Here is a 25,410-nt window from a genome sequence, read left to right as displayed (position 1 = left end):
CTCTAAATAAGATCTCGACCCATCCTACCCATGTCTGTCCTCTCGCGCCGCAACAATGACGAACCCGCAGAGGAGGCCTCGCGCCTCCTGCTGCGGATCGGCGTGTTTTTATTGTTCGTGATCTCGCTGACCTTGCCCATTTTGGCGCGTCAGACGGTTTATGTGCTGCTGCCGGTCGGGGCGGCGCTGCTGCTCGTCGCGGCGACGATCACGCCAGAGGAAGGCCCTGCGCGTTCGATGCGCTCCATCCTACTGTCTCCGCCCTTCCTGGCGGCTCTACTGCTTGCCGCCTGGACGGCGCTATCGCTGCTTTGGACTCCGTTTGAGGGCCCCACCGAACGTTTCGCAAAAATCGCCGCAACGCTCGCTTTGGTCGCGCTCGCCACCGGATTTCTCCCACTGCGCACCAAGACGTCGAACCTAAATCTGCTGCCCATCGGAGTCGCCGCGGCGACGATCGCGCTCGCCGCGGTCACTTTGCTGCTGAAGCCCCGGTATACGCTCGATGATATTCTCGATGTGGGCCCATTGGGGCGCGCCGGCCTCGGGCTAGCCCTGCTCGTATGGCCGGCGATGGGGGCGCTTGCCGTCCGCGGCCGGTGGTATTCAGCTGCGGCGCTGGCCGTCGCTACGGCGCTTGCCTGCTATCTCTCGCGCGCCCCCAATGCGATGCCGGCGCTCGCCACGGGAGCGGCGGTCTTCGCGGCTGCATTTGGCCGCGCGCGGCCGATGTCCATTATTCTTGCCGTGCTAATGGCGGCGATCGTGCTGCTCGCGCCGCTCGCCGCGTATGGGGCATATCTCGCTTGGCCCGAGAGTCCCCCCGGCTTTTTCAGGCATCTCGCGCTGTGGGGTCAGATGATTGAGGCCGACGGCTGGCGCACGCTGATCGGGCATGGCTTCGGTTCGGCGACCTGGGGCGTGCTCGGGGGCTATCTCACGCCAGCGACTCCACGCAGCCTCATCTTCAAAATCTGGTTTGATCTCGGCGTGCTCGGCGCGGCCGCCGCGGCCCTCGTCGCTGCCCGCATCAGTCTTTTCGTTGGCGAGTCGCGTCCGGCGCTCGCGCCCTTCCTTCTCGGAGGGCTCGGCGCGGGCTTCGCGATCTGTCTCTTCGGCCCGGCGGCCGAGCAGCTCTGGTGGCTGACGCTCGCCGGTCTCGACGCCATAGCCTTTGCGCTGGTCATGCGCGGCCAGTTCCGCAAACGTCGCCCGCGTCTGCCCATCGGCTGGGGCGCGCCTGCCGAGGACAGCCCATAGCCGTGGCGCTGTCATCGACGCTCACCGACAACGTCGAAACGATCGGGCTTGGCGAGCCCGTCGCAGCCGCGGCTTTCCTCGGCGGCGAGCCTGTCTTTGCGCTCGCCGACGGGACGCTCCAATTCGGCGAAGGCGTCGAGGGACGTCGCATTCCGGCGCATGAGGACGCCGCCATACTCGTCGCGGCGCAGGACGGCGACCGGCTCATCACCGGCGGCGATGACGGACGCGTCGTCGCGACCAACGCCAATGGCGTCATGGAGATCGTCGGCGACGAAAAAGGCAAATGGATCGACGCCCTCGCCGCGCATGGCGGCGCGGTCGCCTGGACGGCTGGGAAGACGGCGCGGGCGCGCTCAGCCAAGGGCGAGGAGAAATCGCTCGATCTGCCTTCGACCTCGCGCGGCCTCGCCTTCTTTCCCAAGGGCTATCGGCTCGCCATCGCCCATTATGGCGGCGCGACGTTGTGGTTTCCAAACGCTGGCAAGCCGGAAGCGCTCGCCTGGGCAGGCTCGCACCTCGACGCCACCATCTCTCCCGATGGGCGCTTTCTTGTGACCTCCATGCAGGAGAATGCGCTCCATGGCTGGCGCCTCGCCGATGGCAAAAATATGCGCATGGCCGGATATCCGGGGAAGACTCGCAGCTTTTCCTGGTCGCATGACGGGAAATGGCTGGCGACGTCAGGCGCCGACGCCTGCATCGTCTGGCCATTCTCGGGCAAGGAGGGGCCGATGGGCCAGGCGCCGCGCGAATGCGGCGTCCACTCGGCGACCGTGACGCGCGTCGCGTTTCATCCCGCGGCTCTGGTCGTCGCGATCGGCTATGACGACGGTCTCGTCATGCTCGCGCGCCTTTCCGACGGGTCCGAAATTTTGGTTCGCCGCCCCGCGCAGGACCATGACCAGGCGCGGATCGGCGCGCTCGCCTGGGACGAGAAGGGCGCGCGGCTCGCCTTCGGCGCGGAAAACGGCGACGCCGGCGTGCTGACGCTGCCGAAGGGGTGACTGCCCGCCCTAGGGAAGCGTCATGCCCGCGCTTGTCGCGGGCATCCACGCCAAAACGTTGCACATGAGAAAAAGAACGAACGCTGCATATAGGTGCAGTAGTTGCCGCCACGATGGGCGTGGATGGCCGGGCCAAGCCCGGCCATGACGGCGGATAGGTGACGAATATGCCCAAAATCCCTCGTCTTCTCTCTATCGCCGGCTCGGATCCCTCGGGCGGCGCCGGCGTTCAGGCGGATCTGAAGACGTTTTCCGCCTTCGGTTGTTACGGCATGGCGGCGATCACCGCGCTAACCGCGCAGAACACGCGCGGCGTGACAGCCGCCTACCCTGTCGCGCCTGACATTGTCGCCGCGCAGATGGACGCGGTGCTGTCGGACATTCCGCCCGACGCCATCAAGATCGGCATGGTCGCGACGCCCGATATCGCGCATGCGGTTGCTGAGGCCTTCTCACGTTACGAGGCCCGCAACATTGTGCTCGATCCGGTGCTTGTCCCGACTGAAGGCGTCACCCTCGCCTCGGCCGGGCTGGAGCGCGCGCTGGTCGATACCCTCCTGCCCCTTGCGCGACTCGTGACGCCCAACCTCCATGAGGCGAGCGCGCTCACGCAAACGCCGCTCGCAAAAACCCCGGATGAGATGGCGGCGCAGGCGGGTCTCCTTTGCGAGGCCGGGGCGCGCGCCGTGCTGGTCAAGGGCGGCGATCTCGAGGGCGAGCCGATCGACGTTCTCTTCGAGACTGGCGAAAAGCGCATTTTTCGCGGGAGGCGCATTCCGACGCGCAACACCCATGGGACGGGCTGCGCCCTGTCCTCCGCCATCGCCTGCGAACTCGCCAAGGGCGCGCCGCTCATCGACGCCATCGCTGCAGCGAAAGTCTGGCTCGAAGGCGCACTTGAAGCTGCGGATAGCCTTCGCCTCGGCGACGGCCGCGGCCCGCCGCATCATTTTTATGCTCTGTGGCGCTAGCAATTACCCCGACAGCGCCGCCTTCACCGCCGCGCTGGCTTTGCCGAAATCCATCCGGCCTGTGTATCTCGACTTGAGCGCGGCGACGACCTTGCCCATGTCCTTGATCGACGTCGCGCCGACCTCGGCGATCGCCGCCTTCACCGCCTCGGCGACTTCATCTTCCGAAAGCTGCTGCGGCAGATAGGCGGAAATAACGGCGATCTCGCCCTTCTCCTTGTCCGCGAGATCGGTGCGGCCGGCCTTTTCATAGATTTCCACCGACTCCTGCCGGCTTTTGATCATTTTCTGCAGGAGCGCGAGCACGTCGTCGTCGCCGAGCGTCTTGCCGGAGCCGCGCGCCTCGATGTCCTTGTCCTTTAAGGCGGCGTTGATGAGCCGCAGCGCGTCGACCTTGGCGCGCTCGCCCGCCTTCATCGCCGTCTTGAGGTCCGCCGCAATCTTCTCGCGCATGTTGTATCCTTGGGGGTTTCCATTTTTGGGGCCAATGCGTTACATCCGCAGCCAACGCATTCTGCCCGCGCTTGTCGCGGGCATCCACGTAAGGCCGCAGGCATGGATGGCCGGATCAAGTCCGGCCATGACGCGCGGCGAGAGCGCTGTCAAGCGAGCGGCGCGCCGGAGCGCTGAGACCTTTTATGACCCTCGATCAAGATAATGGCTGGAAGAAACCTATACACACCGGCGTGCTGGTTCTCGCCAGCGGCGAGGTGATCGAAGGCTATGGCCTGGGCGCCGTCGGCCAAGCGGTCGGCGAAGTCTGCTTCAACACCGCCATGACCGGTTATCAGGAAATCCTCACGGACCCGTCCTACGCCGCGCAGATCGTCACCTTCACCTTTCCGCACATCGGCAATGTCGGGACCAATGAAGAGGATATCGAGACCGTCGATCTCGACAGAAGCGCCGGCGCGGTCGGGGCCATATTCGGCGCGCCGGCGACCGATCCTTCGAATTTCCGCGCCGAGACGCCCCTCGCCGATTGGCTCGCGTCGCGCGGCATTGTCGGCCTTTGCGGAATCGACACGCGCGCGTTGACGACGCTTATTCGCGAGCGCGGCATGCAGAACGCCGTCATCGCCTATGCGCCGGATGGCCGCTTCGACATTGCGGCGCTCAAAGCCAAGGCCGCCGCCTGGCCGGGAATCGACGGCATGGACCTCGTGCCGAGCGTCGGCTCACAGGAGCGCTATGATTGGCGCGAGACGACATGGCGTCTTGGCGGCGGCTATGGCGCGCGCAATGGCGCGCCCAAATATCGCGTCGTGGCGATCGACTATGGCGTGAAGCGCAACATCCTGCGCCTTCTTGCCGAACAGGATTGCGAAGTCATGGTCGCGCCCGCGACGGCGACGAGTCAGGAAATCTTGGCCTTAAAGCCCGACGGCGTCTTTCTCTCGAACGGCCCCGGCGATCCGGCCGAGACCGGAAAATATGCCGCGCCGGTGATCCGCGATTTGCTCGAAGCGAAAATTCCGACCTTCGGCATTTGCCTCGGCCATCAGATGATGGCGCTCGCGGTCGGCGCGAAGACCAAGAAAATGCCGCAGGGCCATCATGGCGCCAATCATCCGGTGAAGGATTTCACCACCGGCAAGGTCGAGATCGTTTCAATGAATCACGGCTTCGCGGTCGATCGCGACAGCCTGCCACAAAACGCCGTCGAGACGCATCGTTCGCTCTTCGATGGCTCAAACTGCGGCATTGCGCTCACCGACCGGCCGGCCTTTTCGGTGCAGCATCATCCCGAAGCCTCGCCCGGCCCGCAGGACAGCCACTATCTTTTTAAGCGCTTCGTCGAGATGATGGAGAAGGCGCGGGCGGCGTGACCGCAGCGGGCGTCTTCGCCTTTTTGGTAGCTGCAACGCTAGCCTATATTACGTGGCAGGACTTGCGTTGGGTTGGCCGTGCTACTCGAACCGTATTTGGCGAGGTGCGCGGTCATCGTGTTCAAGGCAACGAAAGCGGCGACACATACAGCATGATCGTGCAATTTGCTGACGACGCCGGAAATGAGCACATCTTCGTCGACGGTGTGTATAAAAGCTTGCCATGGCTGCCGCGCGACGCCGTTGTCGAGGTAATTTATCCTGAGGGAAGTCCGGAACTCGCTCGGGTATTCCGGCCGCGCGTGCGTCAAAGCATCTACTTTGCGCTGATTGCCACTCTTATCGCGCTGCTTGCTGTCGAGTTCGACCTACTGCCGCAGCCGCTTGCATCGATGTTCTGAGAATGGTCAGTTTGTCGTGGTGACAGCGCTCGGCGCTCTGTTTACGAATTACACGCAGAGCGGCACGAGTTCATCGAGCGGCTTTTCCTTGGTCGCCGCCTCGCGCATGTCGGCATTCCTGAGCACGGTGAGATAATCGCCGGCGGGCTGCGTGCGCAGAAAAGTTGTCGTCAGCAGCGGACCTTCGGGGAATGCGCCGCGTCGGCAGGCCTCGGCGCCGACTCCGAAGGAACCATGCGTCTTGCCGGGATTGCGCGCCTTCTCTTCGAGAAATTCTCTCTGCCGGGCGCGGATCGCCGCATAATCAGTCGGGTCGACGCGATAGGCGTAAATGCGCGTTCCGGCCTTCGTCTCGCCAGCGAGCGGCGCGACGTCTTCGGGCGCCGTAGTTTCCTTAAGCGCGAAACTCATCTCATGCTTCGCCTTCTCCTCGCCGTCGCGCCACCAGCCGATTTTCAAAGTCACGCCGCCCTTTTGCGGCTCGAAAGTTTCGGGCAGGCGCACCGCCGCCCGCAGCACAGTCGGGTCAACCGAGGCGGCGTCGAAATTGCGCAGCGCCCACATCGTCGAGACCGGCACATGGCTGCAAGCGGCAAGGGATACGGCGAATGCAATGGCGGAGAAGCGACAGACGATGCGCGACATGGAGTGACTCATGTTTATCGATTATTTTTTAATGTTTGACATTAAATTTTTCGTGTGTCAACGTCAGGGCTTCAAGGAGAAACCAACATGACCGACTGCCATCATTCAGTCCTTTCACTCGACGACCGCCGTCTCGACTCGCTGCGCGGCCGCATCGGCTGGCTTTGCCAGGCGCTGCGCTTCGCGCTCGTCGTCTATTGCCTCTGGATACTCTTTACGATCGTGAGATTCTGGAACGACGAGGCGCAGATCATCTCGCGATTTGCGTCGCTCAAGGTCGATGTCGAAGGCATGTCGGTCTATCAGCGCCTCGCGGCCTTCGGCCTCAGCTTCGCAATCTGGGCGTTGCTCGTCGTCGCCTGCTACGCCGGCTGGAGATTATTCTCAGGCTATCTTGAGGGGCGCATCTTCACGCCTGATGCTTCGGGATGGCTGCGCTCTCTTGCGCTGATGGGCCTCAGCGCAGCGCTCGTCGATATCGCCGCTCGACCGGTGATGTCGCTGATCCTCACGGCGCATAAGGCGGCGGGCGCACATATGGTGTCCGTCTATTTGCGACCTGAGGATCTTTCGACGCTCATGCTGCTCGCGACGCTTCTCGCGCTCGCGCATGTCCAGAAAACCGCGGCGGACATCGCCGACGAACATTCGCAGATCGTCTGATGCCGATCATCGTCAACCTCGACGTGATGCTGGCGAAGCGCAAAATGCGCTCGCGCGATCTCGCCCAGCAGATCGGCATCGCCGAGCAGAATGTGAGCCTCCTGAAATCCGGCAAGGTGAAGGGCGTCCGCTTCGACACGCTCGAAAAAATCTGCGAAATTCTGCAATGTCAGCCGGGCGACATTCTTGAATATCGGCCAGACGATAAATTTGCGTAAGAAGGCGCAAGACAGGCATGCCGCGTATCATGGCTAGGGCTTGGGGTTTCGGGCTTGCGTTCATCGCAGCGGCCGTGCTGGCGCTGGCTTTGCGACCTGAGCTTCGCCTCGCCGCGCGCGCCGCCTGGAACGATCCGCGCCTGTTTCCCGCTTTCAATGACGATGCGCGCATACGTTACGAGCCTGAAGCGAGAGCCTGCGCCGAAGCCGTTGCGCGCTTAGCGCCACGCGCCATTGCGCAAATCGAGTCCGCGCACGGAAGGCCTTTCGCACGCCCGCCTGTGGTGGGCGTCTACGCGTCCTTCGAGAATTACGCGAACGCCAACGGCATGGACGATCCCGGCATCGCCGCCGTGACGCGCGCTGGCGCCGCGCTTTTGTCGCCGACGCTTTGCAGTAAGGAGCGCGATCGTCTTCAAGGCGTCCTCACGCATGAATTGTCGCATGTGCATTTCTCGAGCTGGCGGCCGCTGGCCGCGCCGCGTCCGCCGCAATGGTTCACTGAGGGGCTTGCGGTGATGGCGTCGAACGGCGGCGGCGCCGAGGGCGTCAGCGACGACAAAGCTGCGCAGGCGATCCGCGACGGCTATCGCGTCGTGCTCGACGGTCGGCGTTGGATCGATTTCGCGAGGCTGGGCTTCGAGCGCGAATTGCCGCGCGATCCAGCGCTCGACGCGCTCACTCAGCGCCAGCGGCTCGCCTATCGGCAGGCTGGCATGTTTGTCGGCTGGCTGCGCAGGCGCGACGAGACGGCGTTTCTGCGCCTGCTCCGGGCGCTCGAAGCTGGCGAAGCATTCGAGCCGTCATTCGAGTCGGCCTTTGGCGAAAGCGCGCCGTCGCTTTGGCGCTGTTTCGTCGCCGAACTTTCGCAGCAATCGCGGCGCGACGCCGCCAACTGACGGCGCTAAGTCACTTCAAAAACACATAAATGTCCACGTCGACGGTCGCGTCGTCGCCCTTAAAATCGGTGAGATATTCCTCGACGATGAGGTCCTTTGTGTCGAGGCCCTTCTCGTCGAGATAGGCGGCGATCGCCTCATAGGTCGCCTCGATCTCGTCATAGGCGCCGCGATGCTGGAATTTGAGCGCCTTGCCGGCGGGCGAAGCGCCGATGCTGACGCCCTCAGGCAGTTTGGGCGCGCCTTCGGGCGCCGCAGAGAGCGGCGACATCGCCTCGAAGGAAAAACCGGCGTCGTCAGTCTTGGTGAAGACGGCGATGGGGCGGCCATTGGCTGCGAGTCCCGCCTTGACGACGGCGTCGTTGAGTTTGGCGATCGCGTCGGAGAGCGTCTTGGCCGCGTCCTCCCACTTGCCCTGCCCTTTGGTCACGGCGGCGGGCCGCGCGTCGACGGTCACGGTCTGGCTCATCACCGCCTGCGCCGCTTCGTCCGTGGCGCTCCCTGGCGGGCTCGCATCGTCCGGCTTCGCCTCGGGCTGCGCCTCTCCAGGCTTGGCGTCGCTCGTCTCGCTAGATTTCTTGTCGGGCGCAGCGCTCGGCGGCGCCACAGGCGTTTGCGGCGCGACGGACTTCTCCGCCTCCTCAACGCCGCCGCTTTGAAACAGCGCGCGTTCGGAATAGATCGCGGCGCCCGCGACGAGAATCGTGAAAATCGCCAGCGCCCGCCAATGACGTCGCAGGCTGTCCAGCAAGCCCGTTTCTTCTTCCATCGTCAGCGCCCTAACCGGCCATCGTGGCATTTTCACGCGCACATGCGACGCGCATCCGGTCGGACGCAGTGGCGCTTCGGCGCGGCTTTCTCTATATACGAGCGCGTCCCCGAGAACAGGCGAAAACTGCCTCATGGCGCATCCGCTCGACCATCTTCCGATTCTGCGCATGAATGGCGCGGGAAACGAGATTCTCGTTCTCGATTTGCGCGCGAGCGACCACGAGCTTGCGCCGCAGGAGGCCCGCGCCATCGCCAATGCGCCGGGCCTGCGTTTCGACCAGCTGATGGCGCTCCATAGGCCGCGCCAGTCCGGCGACGACGCATTCATGCGCATCTACAATGTCGACGGTTCGCTTTCCGCCTCCTGCGGGAATGGAACGCGCTGTGTGGCCTATGCGCTGGCGCGCAATGGCAAGAACGCGCTGCGTCTCGAAACCGACGCAGGCGTCATCGAGACGCAGCGCCAAGCTGATACGGTTTTCACGGTCGATATGGGCCGTCCGCGATTTGACTGGCGCGAGATACCGCTCGCCCATGCCGTCGAGGACACGCGCAAAGTAACGCTAGATCCGCCCGTCGACGGCGCTCCGGCGCAATTCTCCGCGGTAAGCATGGGCAATCCCCATGCTGTGTTCTTTATTGAGGACGCAGCAAAGGTTGATCTCGAGACGCTTGGCCCTCGCATTGAACGTCATCCGCTCTTTCCTGAGCGCGTCAATGTCTCTTTCGCCCAGATGCTTTCGCGCAACGACATCTTGCTTCGCGTCTGGGAGCGCGGAACCGGCGCCACCAAGGCCTGCGGCTCTGCCGCCTGCGCGACGCTCGTCGTCGCTGTTCGCTCTGGCATTGGCGATCGCGCGGCGCGTCTGCGTCTGCCCGGCGGCGATCTCAACATCGAATGGCGTGAAGACGATCACGTGCTGATGACGGGGCCGGTCGAATTCGAATTCGAAACGACGCTCGATCCTCAAATCTTTCAGGATATCGCAGCGTGAACGCGCCATTGCGCAGCGCCGAGGTCGTGACCTTCGGGTGCCGGCTCAACGCGGTTGAATCGCAGGAACTCGGCAGAGCGCATGCGAGCGCACGCGAAACTGTCGTTGTCAACACCTGCGCCGTCACAGGCGAAGCGACGCGGCAAGCGCGTCAGGCGATCCGCCGCCTGCATCGCGAGCGGCCCGGAGCCGAGATTATCGTCGCAGGCTGCGCGGCGCGGCTCGATCCGCAAGGCTTCGCCAATATTGACGGCGTCACGCGCGTTGTCGCCGAACATGCGCCGAACCGCGCGCTTGCCAGCGTTGAAGGCACGCGCGGGCTTCTCGCCATTCAGAACGGCTGCGATCACCGCTGCACTTTCTGCATCATTCCTTTTGCGCGCGGCGCAGCGCGATCGGCGGCGCCGAGCGAAGTTGTCGCGCAAGCGCGCGCGCTGATTGCAAGCGGCAAGAAGGAGATCGTTCTTACCGGCGTCGATCTCACAAGCTACGGCGTCGATATTGGCGAAGGCTGGACTCTTGGACGACTGGTGCGTCTGCTGCTGCGCGAACTTCCAGCGCTTGAACGCCTGCGCCTTTCTTCCGTCGATTGCATCGAAGTCGATGACGATCTTATCGCAGCTTTCGCGGATGACTCTCGGCTTTGCCCGCATCTCCATCTGTCGCTGCAATCGGGCGACGATCTAGTCCTAAAGCGCATGAAACGTCGGCATTCGCGCCAGGACGCCATCGATCTCTGCCACGCGCTGCGCAAAGAACGGCCTGATATCGTCCTTGGCGCCGACTTCATCGTCGGCTTTCCGACCGAGACTGAAGAGATGTTCGCCGCGACGCTCGATATCGTCGACGCATGCGGCCTCACCCATCTTCATGTCTTTCCTTTTTCCGCGCGGCCAGAGACGCCTGCGGCGCGCATGCCGCAAGTCGCGCCACACATCACGAAGGAGCGCGCGGCGCGATTGCGGGAAAAGGGCGACGCCGCGCTGCGACGCCATCTCGACGCGCAGCGAGGCCGAACATTGCGGCTTTTGACAGAGCGCGGCGGAACGGCGCGCGCCGCCGATTTCACGCTGGCGCGCACCCCGGGCGTCGATGCCGGCCTGATGATCGAGGCGTTGTGCAAGGGCCACGACGGCCGCGCGCTTGTAACGAGCGTCACGGCTTCTGGTAGGTGATCCGGTAGATCGCGCCACTCTGATCGTCGGTGACGAGGAGCGAGCCATCCGCAAGCTCCGCGACGTCGACCGGCCGTCCGAGGTAGGATCCTGAGCCGGTGTTCCAGCCTTCGGCGAAAGGCGCGCTCGCGGTCGTTCCCGCGGCCGTGAACATCACGCGCGCGCCGATCGGCGTGCTGCGGTCCCACGAACCGTGCTGCGCATAAAACAAGGCGCCCTTATATTCCTTGGGAAACATGTCGCCACGATAAAAAGTGACGCCAAGACCGGCGGCATGCGGGGCAGTTTCCACGACAGGAAAGACGACGTCCTTCGGCGGCTCGACGCCGGCGTATTCATAGGTGCGCACATGTCCGCCGCCATACCAAGGGAAACCAAAATTCAAACCCGCCCTGTCCGCGCGATTAAGTTCTTCCGGCGGCTGATTATCGCCCATCGAATCAACCTGATTATCGGTGAACCAGAGGGCCCCGTCCGTGTCGAAGACCATGCCGACGGAATTGCGAATGCCGGTTGCGAAAACTTCACGCCCTGCTCCGTCGAGATTCATCCGAATGATTCCGCCGATTCCCGTCCTCTCATAAAACGCGAGCTTGTCGGGCGGCGCGACATTGTACGGCTGGCCAAGCGAAATATAGAGCTTGTCGTCGGGACCTATTCTACACACGCGAGAAGCATGGCCGCGGCTCTCTTCATTCCTTGGAATGAGATCGCCCGACTTGACGACGATCTTGGCGTTCGTGGCAGCATCCCGCCACGTGTTTTCGGCGTCATCGAACCGCGTCACGCGGTTGCGCTCGACAAGAAAAAGCGCGCCATCCTTTGAGAAGCACACGCCATGCGGCATGATGAATGGCAGTGACGGCGCGAAACGCTCGACGGCCACGGCCTTGTTTTCGCCGGGCGTAATCACATAGGCGTTTTTCTCCTCCGTTCCGACGAAGATCGCTTTACCATCTCGACCGACCGCGAGGGTGCGGGCGCCGGGCGCGATCGCATAGAGCGAAATCGAGAAACCTGGGGGAAGTTTGATGCGTTTGAGCGTGGATTCGATCTCGGCCCGGCCACGTTCCTGAGCAATCTGCTGGGCGGCGGCGCCGCCGCTGAGCGCGCAGCATGCAAGGAATGCGGCTACAACCATGCGCATGAATTCAGCCCTCATGATCTTTCTAAATTAAGGCTTCAACTAGATATAAGCTGCAAAAAAGGCGAAGCTAGATTGGCTTCGCCTTTTTAACCGCCTATGTCAGTGGACTTCACCAGCCGCCGCGCGTCGGCTCGTCACGCATTGACGTCGATATGGTCGTATCCTCCCAATAGGGAGCCGCGCCGTAGTTTTTGTTCAGCCTGGTTTCCCAGTCGCGATCCGACCAGCTTTCTTCGCCGGCGTATTCAGGGGCGTTCTGCAACTGCTCTTCCGTCACATTGGCGACATAACCGCCAAGATTCGTGTCGTAGCGGAACGACTTCCATGGAAGAGGGTGTTCGCCTTCGCCTATGCCCAGAAACCCGCCGAACGTCATGACGCCGTAACGAACGACCCCCGACACGCGATCGATCATCAGATGGTCGATCGCGCCGATCTTATTGCCGGCGGCGTCATAGACGTCAGTGCCTTCGACCTTATCGCTGGATATCAGGTTGGCGTTTGGCTGTGCCATACCCATTGTATGCCTCCTGCAGCGCGCTGAAGCGACGCCATTGTCGAATTTGCCGCGCCCAGCCGCCAAAACACGCGGTAAGGCCCGTTGTTCCTCTTAGCGAAGAAAAATCGACGCCGCATAAGCTGAGCGGCGGGTTCCTTCTTCTTTGGAAACGCGATAATGCAACGCAAAAGCGTGACGAGCGTCAGCGGCAAGTTTCCGTCTTCGTCAAAACATGATCACGCTGCTTTAGAGGCGGAGCGGTTCCACGGATTTCTTCTCGTCCGCTTCGCACGAATGGGCTTCGCCCGATAGGAAGGCGCGCATGTCTCTAGATTTCGCCATAAGCTGGGAAGTCTTCGAGATCATCTGGATCAATCTTCTCCTATCGGGAGACAACGCCATTTTGATCGCGCTTGCGTGCCGGCAGCTTCCGGTCCGTCAGCGGCGCTGGGGCGTATTTCTCGGCGCGCTCGGGGGAATCGTTCTGCGCATCGCGTTCACGCTGGTCATCGTTCAACTTATGACGATCCCCTATTTGAAGATCGTCGGCGCCGCGCTGCTGCTCATCGTCGCCGTGAAATTGCTCATCGACGAGACTGAGCACTCCGACGTCAAAGCCAAACCCAACCTCTGGAGCGCGGTCGGCGCAATCATCATGGCCGACGCAGTGATGTCGCTCGACAATGTGATCGCCATCGCCGCGGCGGCGCGCGGCTCGACCACTCTCATCGTGTTCGGCTTGTTATTGTCAGTGCCGATCGTGATGTTCGGGGCCGGCGCGCTTCTTAAAGTGCTGGAGAGGTTTCCCTTGCTCGTCTGGGCCGGCGCAGGTCTTTTGGGCTGGGTCGCGGGCGACATGGCGGCTGCGGATCCGGCGCTGCCGACCTATGTGCATGTCACTGACCACGGAACTCTTGAGCTCGGCCTGTCAATCGCTGGGTGCGCGTTGGTGCTCGTGATCGCCTTTGTGGTCGCGATCTACCGGCAATGGAGGGAAGACCAACGCGCATAGAATGCGCTAGCCCCGCGCGCCCTGTTTGGCGATCGGCTGCTGCGGGTCGAGCTGTAACGCGCGCTGATACGACTCTTGCGCCTTAGGCTTGTTCCCGCTTTTATCATAGGCGAGTCCGAGCCATGCCCAGGCGAGCGCGCTCTTATTATCGACATTGAGCGCAGCGTTGAAGTCCTCGACCGCCTTGTCAAATTTGCCGAGCGTAACCAGGCTTTCGCCGCGCGCTTGATAAGGCGCTGCGGCGAAGGGATCGCGGTCGATCGCGTTGTCAAAATCCGTTACGGCGCGCGCGTTGTCGCCGCGCTTTTGATGGATCAGTCCCCTCGCGTGAAAGGCCTGCGCGCTTTCCGGATTGAGGCGGATCGCTTGATCGAGATCTGAGAGCGCTTGATCGAGATTACCCTGGGCTCGGAGCAAATTGGCCCGGCCGACATAGGCCGGCGCATGTTTGGGATTTACCTCGATGGCCCGATCGAAGTCGGCGCGCGCGGCGTCGTTCTGGCCCATCTGGCGAAGCGCGAGCGCGCGATTCGTGTAAGCCGGCGCATTATTGGGCTCGAGCTTGACGGCCTGCGTGAAGTCGCCGACCGCCTCCTGGAAGCGGCCCACGCGGGCATAAGCGACGCCGCGCGTATTGTAGGCTTCGGCGCTTGACGGATTGCGTCGAATCACCTCGGTGAGCGAATCAATGTTGGCTGAGGCGGACTTTGGGTCGGTGTCGGCGATCTCGGCGATGCCGCGCCCGGCCGGCCGAATGCCGCTCGCGGTTTCACAGCCAGCGAGGGCGAATATGGCGAGCGCCGCAATACTGCGCGATAGGGGCTGACGACTGGGCGAAGCTTGGCGACGCGCCGTCGCCGCACGGCAAAAGACCATGCCTTCAGATCCTCCCAAGCCGCAAATTCGTCTCGCTATCTTTTCGACGGGCAATTCTTAAAAAAGCGCCCGCAATTCGGCGAGAATTCGACGAGGCGGCTGGTTCAGCGCCCGACCGCCTTGGCCTTTACCGGGAGCAGGCCTTCACGCTGGAGCTTTTTGCGCGCCAGCTTGCGAGCGCGGCGGACCGCCTCGGCCTTCTCACGCGCGCGCTTCTCGGATGGCTTTTCATAATGACCGCGCAGCTTCATTTCGCGAAAGATGCCCTCACGTTGCATCTTCTTTTTCAGAGCCTTGAGAGCCTGATCGACATTGTTGTCGCGAACGAGAACTTGCACGTATCCATCCTGTGTTTGCCGCGCCGCGACGGAACCGTCGGCAAGCGGTCGAATAGGGAATAGGCTGCCGGGCGCTAGCGGAGCGCCTGACCCGTGCGGCAGGAGATAACAGAGTCGCCCTTCCCTGTCCACGGCCAATTGGCGCAAACGCGCCTCCGCCTATACTTACGCCCCAGCGGCCAGGCGCCAATGGACGTCCAAAAGCGCGTCGGCCGTCTTGTTCATTGTCGGCGTTACAATATAACATTTGGCCATGTTCAATATGACGACGCATGAACGCGCCCTGCCCCAGCATGCGCACGCCGAAGCTCCCGTCGCAGGCGCTGGCGGTGAAAAGGCGCGGCTCTCAGCTCTCGGAACGTCGGCCGGCTCCCGTTTAACCGTCGTGGCGCTGCTTCTTGCGGCGCTGTGGGCAGGCGCCTATTGGGCGCTGCATTGAACGCGGTCGCTCACGCGCCGGCGATCCGGCTCGTCAATCTCACGCTGGGCTACGATCGTCGACCCGCGGTTCATCACCTCGACGGCGAAATCGCGCCCGGAGAGGGCCTCGCCGTCTGCGGCCCAAATGGCGCCGGCAAATCGACTCTGCTTAAGGCGCTCGCCGGGCTGCTCACGCCGCTTGGCGGCGCCATCTATTTCGGAGGCTCGCCCTTCCGCGCGACCGCCTATCTGCCGCAGGTCGTGGACGTCGACCGCACCTTCCCAATCAATGTGCGGGATTTCGTGGCGATGGGCGCTCTTGCGCGGATCGGCCTTTTGGCTGCGTTGAACGCAGCCGAGCGCGCGCGGGTCGCCGCCGCGATCGAAACGGTCGGACTTGTCGGTTTCGAATCGCGAACGCTCGAAACGCTCTCCGGCGGTCAAATGCAGCGAGCATTATTCGCGCGGCTTATCGTCCAGGATCAGCCGATCATTCTTCTCGACGAGCCTTTTGGCGCGATCGATGAAGCCACGATAGACGATCTGCTGGCGCTGATCGCCAAATGGCGCGCCGAGGGGCGCACCATCGTCGCTGTTCTGCATGAATTGGACATCGTGCGCCGCGCCTTTCCGCGGACGCTACTGCTCGCCCGCGAGTGCATCTTTTGGGGCGACACGCGCGACGCCCTTTGCGAGAAGAATCTCATTCGCGCCCGCGCCATGTCGGAAGCCTTCGACGCGCGCGCCCGCGAATGTGTGCGCGACGACGAGCTAGGCGCCGAAGATAAATTCCATGTTCACTGACGTCTTCGTCACGCCATTCGCCGATTATGAATTCATGCGACGCGCGCTCGTCGGCTCGCTGGCGCTCGCTCTGTCGGGCGCGCCGCTCGGCGTATTCCTTATTCTTCGACGCATGTCGCTTGCGGGCGACGCGCTGTCTCATGCCATTCTGCCTGGCGCCGCCGTTGGTTATCTCGTCGCCGGCCTTTCCTTGCCGGCGATGACCTTTGGCGGTCTCGTCGCCGGCCTCGTCGTGGCGCTCGCCGCTGGCGCAGCCTCAAGGTTTACGACGCTGCGCGAGGACGCGTCGCTCGCGGCATTCTATCTCGTCTCGCTGGCGTTGGGCGTGACGCTCGTGTCGCTTCGCGGCTCGAACGTCGACTTACTTCACGTGCTCTTTGGCTCGGTCGTCGGTCTCGACGACGCTGCGCTTCTGATGGTCGTCGGCGTCTCGACCGTGACGCTCGTCCTGATGGCGCTCTTCTATCGGGCGTTGGTGATGGACACGCTCGACCCGCTATTTTTGCGCCAGACGAGCGCTTTCGGCGAATTCACGCCTTTCCTCTTCCTCGCGCTGGTGGTGCTCAATCTCGTCGCAGGTTTTCACGCGCTTGGCACGCTGATGGCCGTGGGCGTCATGATGCTTCCCGCGGCGGCGGCGCGATTGTGGACACGCGATCTCGCCGTCGCTTTGCCGCTCGCGGCAGGCATCGGCGCGCTCTGCTGTTACGGCGGTCTCGTCTTCTCCAATGAGACCAGCGCGCCGACTGGACCCGCCATAATTCTCGCCGCGGGCGTAATCTATTTTCTCTCGATGATTTTCGGCCGCGCCGGCGGCGTATTGCGCCTAAGACGGCCGCGCCGGCATCTTGAAGGATAAGCGATGTTCACACGACGCGACGCGCTGGCGCTTTCCCTCGCAGCGCTTGTTACGCCGGCGAAGGCGGAGGCGCAGAAAATTCCAGTTGTCGCCAGTTTTTCGATCATCGGCGATTTTGTGCGTCAGGTTGGCGGCGACCGCGTGTCAGTGACCACGATCGTCGGCCCCGACGGCGACGCCCACGTCTATCAGCCCAGCGCCGCCGACGGCCGTCGCATCGCGCAGGCGCGGCTTATTTTCGTCAATGGGCTTGGCTTCGAGGGCTGGCTCGATCGTTTGACGAGGGCTGCGAAAAGCAAGGGCGAAGTCGTCACTCTTGGCAATGGCGTCGCCGCTCGGAAGGACGAGGAAGGGCAAGATCCGCACGCCTGGCAGGACGTTGCGAATGCGAAGGTCTATGTCGAAGCGATCCGGGAAGCGCTGACGGCCGCTGACCCTGAAGGCGCGCAGACCTATAAGGCGAACGCCGACGCCTATCTCGCCAAACTTGACGCGCTTGACGCGGAAATCCAGCAGGCGATCGCCGCCGTTCCGAAGGAGCGTCGCCGCGTGGTTTCGACGCATGACGCTTTCGGCTATTTTGCCGCGCGTTATGGCGTCGAATTCATCGCGCCGCAGGGCGTTTCAACGGAGGCCGAGGTCAGCGCCCGCGATGTCGCAAGGATTATCGACGCTGTTAGGGCGCACAAAGTGGGCGCAGTTTTTATAGAGAATGTCGCCGATCCTCGCCTTGCCAAGCGCATCGCGAGCGAGACTGGCGCCCGAATGGGCGGCACGCTCTATTCCGATGCGCTGTCTGATGCGAAAGGCGATGGCACAACCTATATCGACATGATGCGCCATAATGTGAAAGAACTGGCCAAAGCCTTAGCGCCGTGAGAGCGGCAGTCGGTTTTCGGCAGATCAGTATTCGGATGACTGCCGATTGCCCACTGCTGACTGCCCTTCTCCGCAGGAGAAAGAATGACAGACAAAATCCCCGTCACCGTCATCACCGGCTATCTCGGCGCCGGCAAGACGACGCTTCTCAACCGCATCCTCACCGAGCAGCATGGCCGGCGCTATGCCGTCATCGTCAATGAGTTTGGCGAGATCGGCATCGACAACGATCTTGTCGTCGGCGCCGACGAAGAAGTCTTCGAGATGAATAACGGTTGCATCTGCTGCACCGTGCGCGGCGATCTCATTCGCATTATCGAAGGGCTGATGCGCCGGCGCGGCAAGTTCGACGCGATTGTCGTCGAAACGACGGGCCTCGCCAATCCTGCGCCCGTGGCGCAGACCTTCTTCATGGACGCTGACGTCAAGGAGGCGGCGCGGCTCGACGCGGTGGTGACGGTCGCCGACGCCAAATGGCTCGGCGAGCGGCTGAAAGACGCGCCGGAGGCAAAAAGTCAGATCGCCTTCGCCGACGTAATCGTCCTCAACAAAACCGATCTCGTTTCAGACGAAGAGCTCGAAGAAGTCGAAGGCCGCATCCGCGCGATCAATCCTTACGCCGCTTTGCATCGCACAGTGAGGTCGGACGTTCCCCTGCAGGCGGTCTTGGAGCGCAACGCCTTCGATCTCGACCGGATTCTCGAGATCGAGCCGGCCTTCCTCAAAGCGGAAGAGTCGGGCCATGATCACGACCATGCGCATCACGACCATGATCATGAGTGTGGACCAAATTGCGGCCATGACCATCACGGTCACGACCATCATGAACATCATTACGAACATGAGGAACATCACGCCAATCACGGCCGTATGAAGCATCTTCACGACGACGAGATGCATTCCATCTCGATCCGCCACGAAGGCGCGGTCGACCCTGAACGCTTCGTCCCCTGGCTCAATGACCTTATTCAACGTGAAGGCCCGGACATTCTGCGCAGCAAGGGAATCATCGCCTTCAAGAACGAACCTCGGCGCTTCGTTTTTCAGGGCGTCCATCAGATCCTCGACGGCGACTTGCAGCGAGAATGGAAGGAAGGCGAGAAGCGCGACTCACGCCTCGTCTTCATCGGCAGAAAGCTGAAGGAACAGGAGATCCGCGAGGGCTTCGAGAAGATCGTCCTCGGGGCGGCTCACTCATAGGAAATGATCTCGCGCTCTTTTGCATGGACAACCTTCATGCGGCGCGAGTCCCCCGCCTTGCGGCGAATGAGAAATCGCGGACGGCGCTTACGCACAATGCTCGCGCAGCGGCGTCGCACGGAAGCGGCGACTACCTCTTCGGCCGCGCCGTCGAGCGTCTGCAACTCGCCTTCCTCTTCGGTGACGCGGGGCAGTCCAAGCCAAGCCGACCAATGACGCCAGTCAGCGGCGACGGCGCCGCAGTCTTGAGTTTCGCCGAGAAGAATATCGAGGTCCGGGTCACTGTGCGCGAGCGACAGGACGTAGCGTGGCGATCCATCTTCTCCGGGCTGCACGTCGAGGGCGACGCCGCAGTAGGCGCTGACAGGCACCGAGATGACCATGGCGACGCCACTCAAACGACGCGCGATTAACACGTCGTTTCGGGTCATTCGGACGCGGCGGGCGCCGCCGTCGGCGCGCCGATCGCGCTGAACGTAAACCTTTTCCTCGATCTTGCGCGTGGCGTCGGCTTCAACCATCGATGGCTCCTTGCGGTTTGAATTCTTTTTCGGCGCCCAACTTGCCGCAGCCTTCTCGCGAAGGCGCTAAAAAGCCTGGTGAACGCCGCGTAAATCATTGCTTTCTTGCATGATTTAGGCGATGAGGGTGAAGTCCATGGAAATGAATTCGTTCAAATTGCTCCTATTCTCCGCAACGCGCCTGCTTGCGGGCCGCCAACGCCTCGCCTACTCCTCGCAATGATGGCCAAACAGGCAGAACTCGCCGCTTTTCTTCCTGAACTCGAGAGCGTCACGCGCAAGGCCGGCGACATCGCCATGGCCTATTTCCGCATGGGCCAGCGGACGACTGCTGCGGTGTCCTACAAGGGCGGCGGTTCGCCGGTCACCGAGGCGGATTTCGCTGTTGATCGTTTCCTGTTCCAGGAGATGGCGCGGATCGCGCCAGAAGCCGCGTGGCTCTCCGAAGAGAGCGTCGACACCCACGATCGACTTGAGAGCGACGCCTTGATCGTCGTCGATCCAATCGATGGAACTGTGGCGTTCTCGCGTGGCGACGCGCGCTGGTCGGTGTCCATCGCTCTGGTTGTTGGCGGCCGGCCCGTGGCCGGGGTCATCCACGCGCCGGCGCTTGGGGAGACCTATGTCAGCGGCCGTGGGCTGGGGGCCTTTCTCAATGGATCTCCTCTCATTGCGCCTCAGCGCGCGGAAATCGCCGGCGCGGCGCTCGTCGCGCCTCGCGCGATGCAGGACCGGCTGGCCCGGTCGCCGCAAGGATTTGTGATGGCGCCGCGTACGCCTTCGCTCGCGCTGCGACTTGCCGACATCGCCTCCGGCCGGCATGATATTGTCGTCGCGGGGCCCAATGCGCGCGACTGGGACATTGCCGCCGCGGACGTTCTCCTCGAAGAAGCGGGGGCCATGTTGAGCGAGCCGGAAGGCGTTGCGCTCACCTATAATCGCGCGTCGCTCGCCCGCGACATGCTCATTGCGGCTCCAAATTCGCTCTTCGATGAAAGCCTCGCGCTGGCGCGAGAGGTCCTGGAAGGAAAATTATGAACAAGACGACGCAGGCGCCCTCGGTAAAGCAAGAGAAGCAGCTGCTGCATCTCGTGTTTGGAGGAGAACTCGAGACGCTCGACGGCGTCACGTTTCGCGACCCGAGCAAGCTCGACATCGTCGGCATCTATCCAGATAACGACAGTGCGCTCGCCGCCTGGAAAGCGAAGGCGCAGTCCACGGTGGATAATGCGCATATGCGCTACTTCGTCGTGCATCTCTACCGGCTGCTCGATCCGGACGTGGAGGAGCTATAATCCGTGTTCCAAAATTTGCCGGTTTTACCAACGATATAATGTTCATTCCGGTTGGCCCGATGCGCGGAGAGGACGCATTCAGATGGCTCGTGAGGACCGGAGCACAGATAGCAGGAAACATGTCGCTTCTGAAATTGTATCGGCTGGCGACGATCGCGGCGACGCCCTTCGCCAGCACGCTGCTCAATTGGCGTGCGAAGCTTGGCAAGGAAGATCCTGAGCGGCTTGCCGAACGCATGGGCGAGTCAAATCGCTCGCGCCCGCACGGACGACTCGTCTGGCTGCATGGCGCGAGTCTCGGCGAAAGCCTCTCGCTGCTGCCGCTCATCGACCGTTTCATTCAGCGCGGACTCGAAGTGCTCGTCACAAGCGGCACCGTCTCTTCCGCGCGCGTCCTTAGCGCGCGTTTGCCGGCCGGCGCCTTTCATCAATATGCGCCGCTTGACGCGCCGAAATTCATCGATCGATTCCTGGATCATTGGCGTCCCGACATCGCGGTCTTCGCTGAGTCGGAGCTTTGGCCCAATATCGTGACTGCGGTGCGTGCGCGCGGCGCGCCGCTCGTTCTCGCCAACGCCCGCATTTCGCGCAAATCGGCGGAACGCTGGCGCGCCATTCCGGGCGCGGCAAAATCCATCTTTGGCGCTGTCGATCTTTGTCTTGCCCAGGACTCTGACAATGCGGCTCGCTTTTTGGCGCTCGGCGCGCGTTGCGTGCGCATCGCCGGCAATCTGAAATTCGACGTGCCCCCGCCGCCCGCCGATTCCGCAAAACTTGCGGAGTTTAACGGCGCCATCGGCGCGCGCCCGGCTTGGGCGGCGGTCTCTACGCATCCCGGCGAAGAGGACATTGTGCTCGACGCTCATGTCGAGATGGCCGCGCAAACGCCGACGTTGCTGACGATCATCGCGCCGCGTCACCGGGAGCGCGGCGTGGAGATTGTCGAAGCCGCGCGCGCTCGCGGACTGAGCGCGGCGTTGCGTTCGCAAGAGAGCGAGCCGCGCCGCGACGTCAGCGTGTATGTTGTCGATAGCGTCGGCGAACTCGGTCTCATTTTCCGAAGCGTCGGAGTTGTCCTGATGGGCAAGTCGCTGCTTCCCGGCGGCGGACAAAATCCGATCGAGCCGGCGAAGCTCGGCTGCGCGATTCTTCATGGTCCCAATGTCGAAAACTTCACTGAAGTTTATGGAGAGCTTGCAAATGCAAAAGCTGCTGCACGCGTGACAGACGCGGCTTCGCTGGCGCGGGCGGCGCATTATCTGCTCGCGGAACCGGCGCGCATGCGCAAGATGGGACGCGCGGCAGCGGAAACGGTCGAGAAACTCGGCGGCGCTTCGCGCGGCATCATGACCGCCGTCGAGCCCTACCTCGCGCAAATGGCGGTCGCGCAGCAATGAGCGTCGCGCGCCCTCTTGCTCGTTGAAATGCGCGCGCCCGCGTTCTGGCGCGATGACGGCGCGATAGCGCGACTCCTGTCGCCGCTCGGCGCCGTTTATGGAGCTCTCGCGGGCAAGCGACTCATACGCGAGGCGCCACGCGCCAATTTGCCGACGGTCATGGTCGGCGGACTGACGGCCGGCGGAGACGGCAAGACGCCTCTCGCCATCGTCCTCGCGGAGTGTCTCCAAGCGGTAGGCGAGCGGCCAGCGCTGCTTACGCGCGGCTATCGTCGGAAGCGTGGAGGATCGTCCCCTCTCGCCGTTGATCTCGATCGTCACAACGCAGACGACGTTGGCGACGAAGCGCTAGTTCTTGCGCGCGTAGCGCCAACGATCGTCGGCGCCGACCGCATTGCCAGCGCAGGCCTGGCGCAACGTCTGGGGGCGACCGTACTCATTCTCGACGATGGTTTTCATAGCCATCGCATCGCGCCCGACCTAACGATCATTGCCGTCGATTCAAATTATGGCGCCGGCAACGGTCGCTGCATGCCCGCAGGACCATTGCGCGCGCCGCTCGATGCACAGCTTGCGGCGGCGGATCTCCTGGTCCTCGTCGGCGACGGCGCGCGCGGTCGAGACGTCGCCGCACGCGCGAAGAAACCAATTGTCGCCGCGAAGCTGACGCCCGATGCGCGCGCCGCCGAGGCGATGAAAGGGGCGCGCGTCGTCGCCTTCGCCGGCATCGCGCGGCCCGAGAAATTTTTCAATCTGCTGGTGGAATGCGGCGCCGACGTCACGGCGAGGGTCTCATTCGGCGATCACCACCGATTTGCGCCAAGCGATTATGAGACGCTGTCGAGGTTGCGACACGAGCATAACGCTCGGCTCGTCACGACTGAAAAAGATGCGGCGCGAATGGGCGATCAGATTGCGACGCTCGGCGTCGACACCTTGCCTATCGCCCTCGTTTTCGACGACGCCGCCGTTCTGGATAAGGCGCTTTGTAAGTTGCTTGAAGCCGACGACGAAGCGCGCCAAACTAGCGCTTAGTCGGGCTTCTTCACGCCAAGCCGCATCAGCTTGGCGTGCGGCCCGCTATAAGGTTCCTGCAGATCGACGTTCCAGTAGCGCAAATCTTCGAGCGGAATTGGCTCGCCGGTCACGGCGCATCTCACATAGGCGCCCGGTTTGCGCACGCGATATTCGCCATCGAGATATTCGACGACGGCCTCGTCTGCAGGTTGAGGCTGACGTTCATAGCGGTTCATGCGCGTTCTCGAGCCGTAGCGCCGGGGAAATGGACGCCCTACTAGGCGCCTGAGCGTCGTCACGAGCGACCTCATCGGCAGACTCGAACGCTCCCTTTCGGCGAGTTTCAATCCCCAAAACCATATCATCCGCAAATGCGCAAAGAAAAGCCCGCCAGGCTTGGGCGCGGCAGGCCTCGTCTCGGTCGCCGGGTTTACCAGTAGACCTTGGCGCGAACCTCAAACAGATTGGGATGCGCGCCGGTATAGTTGGCGCCGAGCAAAATGGGGAATTGACCGCCGTTATAGAGGTTCAACGGCGCGACGATATTCATCACGCGCGTCCAATTCGCCTGAAACGCGAAGCCCACGTCCGGATACCAGTTTACGCCGATCGTAAGATCCTGCTGACGACCGCCGCTAATCCCGGCGTTGGCGATATATGTTCGCGCGAACGGGTTCGGCGTGACCAGGGTCGTCAAAGCGAGCAGGTTATAAAGAGTGTTCCCATTGTAGGGCCCGTTGTTGAGGTCCACGGAGCTGAACCGGGCAGCCAAACCCCAGGCGCCATATCCGCCAGCGCTGAGCGGATTTTTGATCTTGAGCTGACCGAAGGTCGCGCCGTTCTTATCGTGGATGTCATAGGACTGGGCGCGTTCCTCGCCCGTAATCCAATAGGTGCCCTGGACGTAGTAACCGTCAAAATATGCCGAACGTCCGCCGGGATTGAACGGAACTTGAGAGCCGTTAACCGGGATAATGCCAGTTGCCGCAGCGGCTGATGTCAAATAGGTCGCGCGGTTGATCGCATTTTGGTCGCGATTATAAAGAGCGCCGAAATATTCGGCCTGAATGTTGAATGGTCCATGCGACGCCACGAGCTCCACGCCAAAGGCTTCCACGCTCTTAGTGCATTTTCCCGAGAAGGCGGAGCTGTTGAAGATGTTTTGCGGGATTGGGCCAACGATCGCGCCGCAGGAAAGGTCCGGCGTGCCGATGAGCCCCTGGCCGAGGATATTGGCTTCGGATCTGACGCGATTGCCCAGCGCAAGAACGCGATCGTCATTCGCCGCCGTGGAGTCGTTTGGCTGGTGATAGCGGCCAGAAGCGCCCACGTGGATGAGATCATGCTCATTGTGGATCGGCGCATAGGTCAAGCGGCCTGTCAGGTCGAAATACTGCCCGCCCCCGGTGGCTTGGAACCAAGTGGTGTTGGACGGGAAAGGACCGCCGCCGCCCACATTGGGGATATAAAGACGCGGAATTCCCCAGGTGGCCGGGTAACCGCGAGCTGGATTCTGGCTCGCGTCGCCGAAGCTGGTGCTGAAAATGCCGCCTTTGAACGACCAATCGTCGCCGTAAGCGCCGGCTGCGAGGCCAATATGGCGATCAGGCTGGAAGGTGTCGACGGCAAGCGAGCGTTCGATGAAGTCGCGATATTTTGAGGAATTGATCGCTTCGAGGCTGAAGGGCTCGAACATGCTGCCGACCATGATGTAGGCCGGATCCTTGGCGAAGGGCAGGGCGAACAGCGGACTTTGAATGCCGAAATAGGCGTCGCGAATTCCGCTCAGCGCCTGATTGTTGCCGGTCACCTGCCCGGTTCCTGCAAAATCATATTGCAGCTTGTAAAAGTAGATGCTCGCAGCCCTGCCCTCGACCTCCAAGCGCAGCTGCCGGCCGCCGACCTGGTTGTCGAAGCCATTGAGCGGCAGAGCAATGCCGCCGCCATCGATCAAGATTCGGCCGCCGATTTTGAAGCTGTACGCCTTGTCTTCCGTCTCGACAAAGAGGCCATTCTTAAAGCTGACAAACACCGGCGGCCGAGGAGCCGGTCCGGGAGGCTCCTTGACGACCGCAGCATTGGCGATGTTCGTGGCGCTTTTCGCCTGCGCTTTCGCCTGGCGCGCCTCCTGACGAAGCTTAGCCACCTCCGCCTCTAGCGGACGAAGTTTGGCGATCTGCGCTTCCAGCAAGCGCAGCCGCTCCTCAATGGCGGCGCTATCGGCTGCTCGCGCGCTGCTCATGGAAAGCAACACCCCGAGCGTCGTCAGGGCGAGGGCTTGCATCGCCCGCCGAATTGCCAAGTCCAGCCTC

At 62.5% G+C, this 25,410-nt stretch carries 29 protein-coding genes and 1 pseudogene; 20 read left to right on the top strand and 10 right to left on the bottom strand.

What is annotated here, in order from left to right:
• Nucleotides 1-30 precede the first annotated feature (30 nt).
• The 3 genes from FEV16_RS04600 to thiD all read left to right on the top strand — a co-directional run bounded on the left by FEV16_RS04600 (nt 31) and on the right by thiD (nt 3,238).
• On the top strand, nt 31-1,260 hold the full coding sequence (locus tag FEV16_RS04600; RefSeq protein ID WP_138166372.1) for a hypothetical protein: 1,230 nt from the start codon (nt 31-33) through the stop codon (nt 1,258-1,260).
• 2 nt (nt 1,261-1,262) lie between these two features.
• On the top strand, nt 1,263-2,267 hold the full coding sequence (locus FEV16_RS04595; protein WP_138166371.1) for a WD40 repeat domain-containing protein: 1,005 nt from the start codon (nt 1,263-1,265) through the stop codon (nt 2,265-2,267).
• Nucleotides 2,268-2,434: 167 nt separating this feature from the next.
• Nucleotides 2,435-3,238, top strand: coding sequence for a bifunctional hydroxymethylpyrimidine kinase/phosphomethylpyrimidine kinase (gene thiD, locus FEV16_RS04590; protein WP_138166499.1), 804 nt, complete (start codon nt 2,435-2,437; stop codon nt 3,236-3,238).
• Nucleotides 3,239-3,241: 3 nt separating this feature from the next.
• On the opposite strand, the gene FEV16_RS04585 is transcribed toward thiD, so the two are convergent.
• Entirely contained in the window at nt 3,242-3,691 is a 450-nt protein-coding gene (locus tag FEV16_RS04585) for a GatB/YqeY domain-containing protein (RefSeq protein WP_138166370.1), read from the bottom strand.
• A 185-nt stretch (nt 3,692-3,876) separates the two neighbouring features.
• Here FEV16_RS04585 and carA point away from each other — a divergent pair, with 185 nt between their 5' ends.
• Together carA and FEV16_RS04575 are read left to right on the top strand one after the other, a co-directional pair.
• Nucleotides 3,877-5,067 (top strand): glutamine-hydrolyzing carbamoyl-phosphate synthase small subunit, encoded by a 1,191-nt coding sequence (gene carA, locus FEV16_RS04580; RefSeq protein WP_138166369.1) that lies wholly within the window; start codon nt 3,877-3,879, stop codon nt 5,065-5,067.
• Complete coding sequence (locus FEV16_RS04575) at nt 5,064-5,468, top strand: DUF3592 domain-containing protein (protein ID WP_138166368.1); 405 nt, start codon at nt 5,064-5,066, stop codon at nt 5,466-5,468. Before carA ends, FEV16_RS04575 begins: the two co-directional genes overlap by 4 nt.
• 48 nt (nt 5,469-5,516) lie before the next feature.
• Here the strand turns inward: FEV16_RS04575 and FEV16_RS04570 are convergent, their stop codons facing one another.
• The gene (locus tag FEV16_RS04570) at nt 5,517-6,113 is read right to left on the bottom strand and encodes a hypothetical protein (RefSeq protein ID WP_138166367.1); all 597 of its coding nucleotides are present in this window, start codon (nt 6,111-6,113) and stop codon (nt 5,517-5,519) included.
• 87 nt (nt 6,114-6,200) lie between these two features.
• Between FEV16_RS04570 and FEV16_RS04565 the strand changes: the two genes are divergently transcribed.
• Genes FEV16_RS04565 through FEV16_RS04555 form a run of 3 tightly spaced genes read left to right on the top strand, consistent with a single transcriptional unit; the run spans nt 6,201 to nt 7,893 of the window.
• Nucleotides 6,201-6,776, top strand: a complete 576-nt coding sequence (locus tag FEV16_RS04565) for a DUF2975 domain-containing protein (protein ID WP_138166366.1) — start codon at nt 6,201-6,203, stop codon at nt 6,774-6,776.
• On the top strand, nt 6,776-6,994 hold the full coding sequence (locus FEV16_RS04560) for a helix-turn-helix transcriptional regulator (protein ID WP_138166365.1): 219 nt from the start codon (nt 6,776-6,778) through the stop codon (nt 6,992-6,994). The genes FEV16_RS04565 and FEV16_RS04560 overlap by 1 nt, the downstream gene beginning before the upstream one ends.
• A 17-nt stretch (nt 6,995-7,011) precedes the next feature.
• Entirely contained in the window at nt 7,012-7,893 is an 882-nt protein-coding gene (locus tag FEV16_RS04555) for a hypothetical protein (RefSeq protein WP_138166364.1), read from the top strand.
• Nucleotides 7,894-7,903: 10 nt separating this feature from the next.
• Here FEV16_RS04555 and FEV16_RS04550 read toward each other — a convergent pair whose 3' ends face one another.
• Nucleotides 7,904-8,662 carry a GyrI-like domain-containing protein gene (locus FEV16_RS04550; protein WP_138166363.1) on the bottom strand — a complete coding sequence of 253 codons (759 nt, stop codon included), beginning with the start codon at nt 8,660-8,662 and terminating at the stop codon, nt 7,904-7,906.
• Between the two features lie 133 nt (nt 8,663-8,795).
• Between FEV16_RS04550 and dapF the strand changes: the two genes are divergently transcribed.
• Nucleotides 8,796-9,659 (top strand): diaminopimelate epimerase, encoded by an 864-nt coding sequence (gene dapF, locus FEV16_RS04545; protein WP_138166362.1) that lies wholly within the window; start codon nt 8,796-8,798, stop codon nt 9,657-9,659.
• A complete protein-coding gene (locus FEV16_RS04540) occupies nt 9,656-10,834 on the top strand; it encodes a MiaB/RimO family radical SAM methylthiotransferase (RefSeq protein ID WP_138166361.1) in 1,179 nt (392 codons plus the stop codon). Before dapF ends, FEV16_RS04540 begins: the two co-directional genes overlap by 4 nt.
• Here the strand turns inward: FEV16_RS04540 and FEV16_RS04535 are convergent.
• Nucleotides 10,815-11,981, bottom strand: coding sequence for a PQQ-dependent sugar dehydrogenase (locus FEV16_RS04535; RefSeq protein ID WP_138166360.1), 1,167 nt, complete (start codon nt 11,979-11,981; stop codon nt 10,815-10,817). The two genes, FEV16_RS04540 and FEV16_RS04535, sit on opposite strands and share 20 nt — an antisense overlap.
• 109 nt (nt 11,982-12,090) lie before the next feature.
• The gene (locus FEV16_RS04530; protein WP_138166359.1) at nt 12,091-12,501 is read right to left on the bottom strand and encodes a PRC-barrel domain-containing protein; all 411 of its coding nucleotides are present in this window, start codon (nt 12,499-12,501) and stop codon (nt 12,091-12,093) included.
• A 301-nt stretch (nt 12,502-12,802) separates the two neighbouring features.
• Here FEV16_RS04530 and FEV16_RS04525 point away from each other — a divergent pair, with 301 nt between their 5' ends.
• A complete protein-coding gene (locus FEV16_RS04525; RefSeq protein ID WP_138166358.1) occupies nt 12,803-13,492 on the top strand; it encodes a TerC family protein in 690 nt (229 codons plus the stop codon).
• Nucleotides 13,493-13,498: 6 nt separating this feature from the next.
• Here the strand turns inward: FEV16_RS04525 and FEV16_RS04520 are convergent, their stop codons facing one another.
• Both FEV16_RS04520 and rpsU read right to left on the bottom strand, forming a co-directional pair.
• Complete coding sequence (locus FEV16_RS04520; protein ID WP_138166357.1) at nt 13,499-14,368, bottom strand: tetratricopeptide repeat protein; 870 nt, start codon at nt 14,366-14,368, stop codon at nt 13,499-13,501.
• 125 nt (nt 14,369-14,493) lie between these two features.
• Nucleotides 14,494-14,706: pseudogene (gene rpsU, locus FEV16_RS04515) on the bottom strand (30S ribosomal protein S21); the annotation flags it as partial.
• A gap of 262 nt (nt 14,707-14,968) precedes the next feature.
• On the opposite strand from rpsU, the gene FEV16_RS16795 reads away from it, so the two are divergent.
• From FEV16_RS16795 to FEV16_RS04495, 5 genes are all read left to right on the top strand, one after another.
• Nucleotides 14,969-15,145: a hypothetical protein gene (locus FEV16_RS16795; protein ID WP_171015124.1), complete on the top strand. Its 177-nt coding sequence runs from the start codon at nt 14,969-14,971 to the stop codon at nt 15,143-15,145.
• Nucleotides 15,142-15,930 carry an ABC transporter ATP-binding protein gene (locus FEV16_RS04510; RefSeq protein WP_138166355.1) on the top strand — a complete coding sequence of 263 codons (789 nt, stop codon included), beginning with the start codon at nt 15,142-15,144 and terminating at the stop codon, nt 15,928-15,930. Before FEV16_RS16795 ends, FEV16_RS04510 begins: the two co-directional genes overlap by 4 nt.
• The gene (locus tag FEV16_RS04505; RefSeq protein ID WP_138166354.1) at nt 15,920-16,789 is read left to right on the top strand and encodes a metal ABC transporter permease; all 870 of its coding nucleotides are present in this window, start codon (nt 15,920-15,922) and stop codon (nt 16,787-16,789) included. Before FEV16_RS04510 ends, FEV16_RS04505 begins: the two co-directional genes overlap by 11 nt.
• Nucleotides 16,790-16,792: 3 nt before the next feature.
• Entirely contained in the window at nt 16,793-17,668 is an 876-nt protein-coding gene (locus tag FEV16_RS04500) for a metal ABC transporter substrate-binding protein (RefSeq protein WP_138166353.1), read from the top strand.
• A gap of 84 nt (nt 17,669-17,752) precedes the next feature.
• Nucleotides 17,753-18,868, top strand: coding sequence for a GTP-binding protein (locus tag FEV16_RS04495; protein ID WP_138166352.1), 1,116 nt, complete (start codon nt 17,753-17,755; stop codon nt 18,866-18,868).
• Here FEV16_RS04495 and FEV16_RS04490 read toward each other — a convergent pair.
• Nucleotides 18,859-19,389, bottom strand: coding sequence for a DUF6101 family protein (locus FEV16_RS04490; protein WP_138166351.1), 531 nt, complete (start codon nt 19,387-19,389; stop codon nt 18,859-18,861). The genes FEV16_RS04495 and FEV16_RS04490 overlap by 10 nt on opposite strands.
• Before the next feature lie 222 nt (nt 19,390-19,611).
• Between FEV16_RS04490 and FEV16_RS04485 the strand changes: the two genes are divergently transcribed.
• The 4 genes from FEV16_RS04485 (at nt 19,612) to lpxK (ending at nt 23,116) form a co-directional block, all read left to right on the top strand.
• Entirely contained in the window at nt 19,612-20,427 is an 816-nt protein-coding gene (locus tag FEV16_RS04485) for a 3'(2'),5'-bisphosphate nucleotidase CysQ (protein WP_246657167.1), read from the top strand.
• Nucleotides 20,424-20,684, top strand: coding sequence for a DUF4170 domain-containing protein (locus tag FEV16_RS04480; protein ID WP_138166349.1), 261 nt, complete (start codon nt 20,424-20,426; stop codon nt 20,682-20,684). Before FEV16_RS04485 ends, FEV16_RS04480 begins: the two co-directional genes overlap by 4 nt.
• A gap of 119 nt (nt 20,685-20,803) precedes the next feature.
• Complete coding sequence (locus FEV16_RS04475) at nt 20,804-22,081, top strand: 3-deoxy-D-manno-octulosonic acid transferase (protein WP_138166348.1); 1,278 nt, start codon at nt 20,804-20,806, stop codon at nt 22,079-22,081.
• A 27-nt stretch (nt 22,082-22,108) separates the two neighbouring features.
• The gene (gene lpxK / locus FEV16_RS04470; protein WP_138166347.1) at nt 22,109-23,116 is read left to right on the top strand and encodes a tetraacyldisaccharide 4'-kinase; all 1,008 of its coding nucleotides are present in this window, start codon (nt 22,109-22,111) and stop codon (nt 23,114-23,116) included.
• On the opposite strand, the gene FEV16_RS04465 is transcribed toward lpxK, so the two are convergent.
• Nucleotides 23,113-23,334: a DUF2093 domain-containing protein gene (locus FEV16_RS04465; protein ID WP_138166346.1), complete on the bottom strand. Its 222-nt coding sequence runs from the start codon at nt 23,332-23,334 to the stop codon at nt 23,113-23,115. The two genes, lpxK and FEV16_RS04465, sit on opposite strands and share 4 nt — an antisense overlap.
• Before the next feature lie 194 nt (nt 23,335-23,528).
• Nucleotides 23,529-25,382: a porin gene (locus FEV16_RS04460; RefSeq protein WP_138166345.1), complete on the bottom strand. Its 1,854-nt coding sequence runs from the start codon at nt 25,380-25,382 to the stop codon at nt 23,529-23,531.
• Nucleotides 25,383-25,410 lie beyond the last annotated feature (28 nt).

This window comes from Methylocystis sp. B8 (genome assembly GCF_005771425.1).
Lineage (GTDB): Bacteria > Pseudomonadota > Alphaproteobacteria > Rhizobiales > Beijerinckiaceae > Methylocystis.
This window is presented reverse-complemented; position numbering and strand designations above follow the sequence as displayed.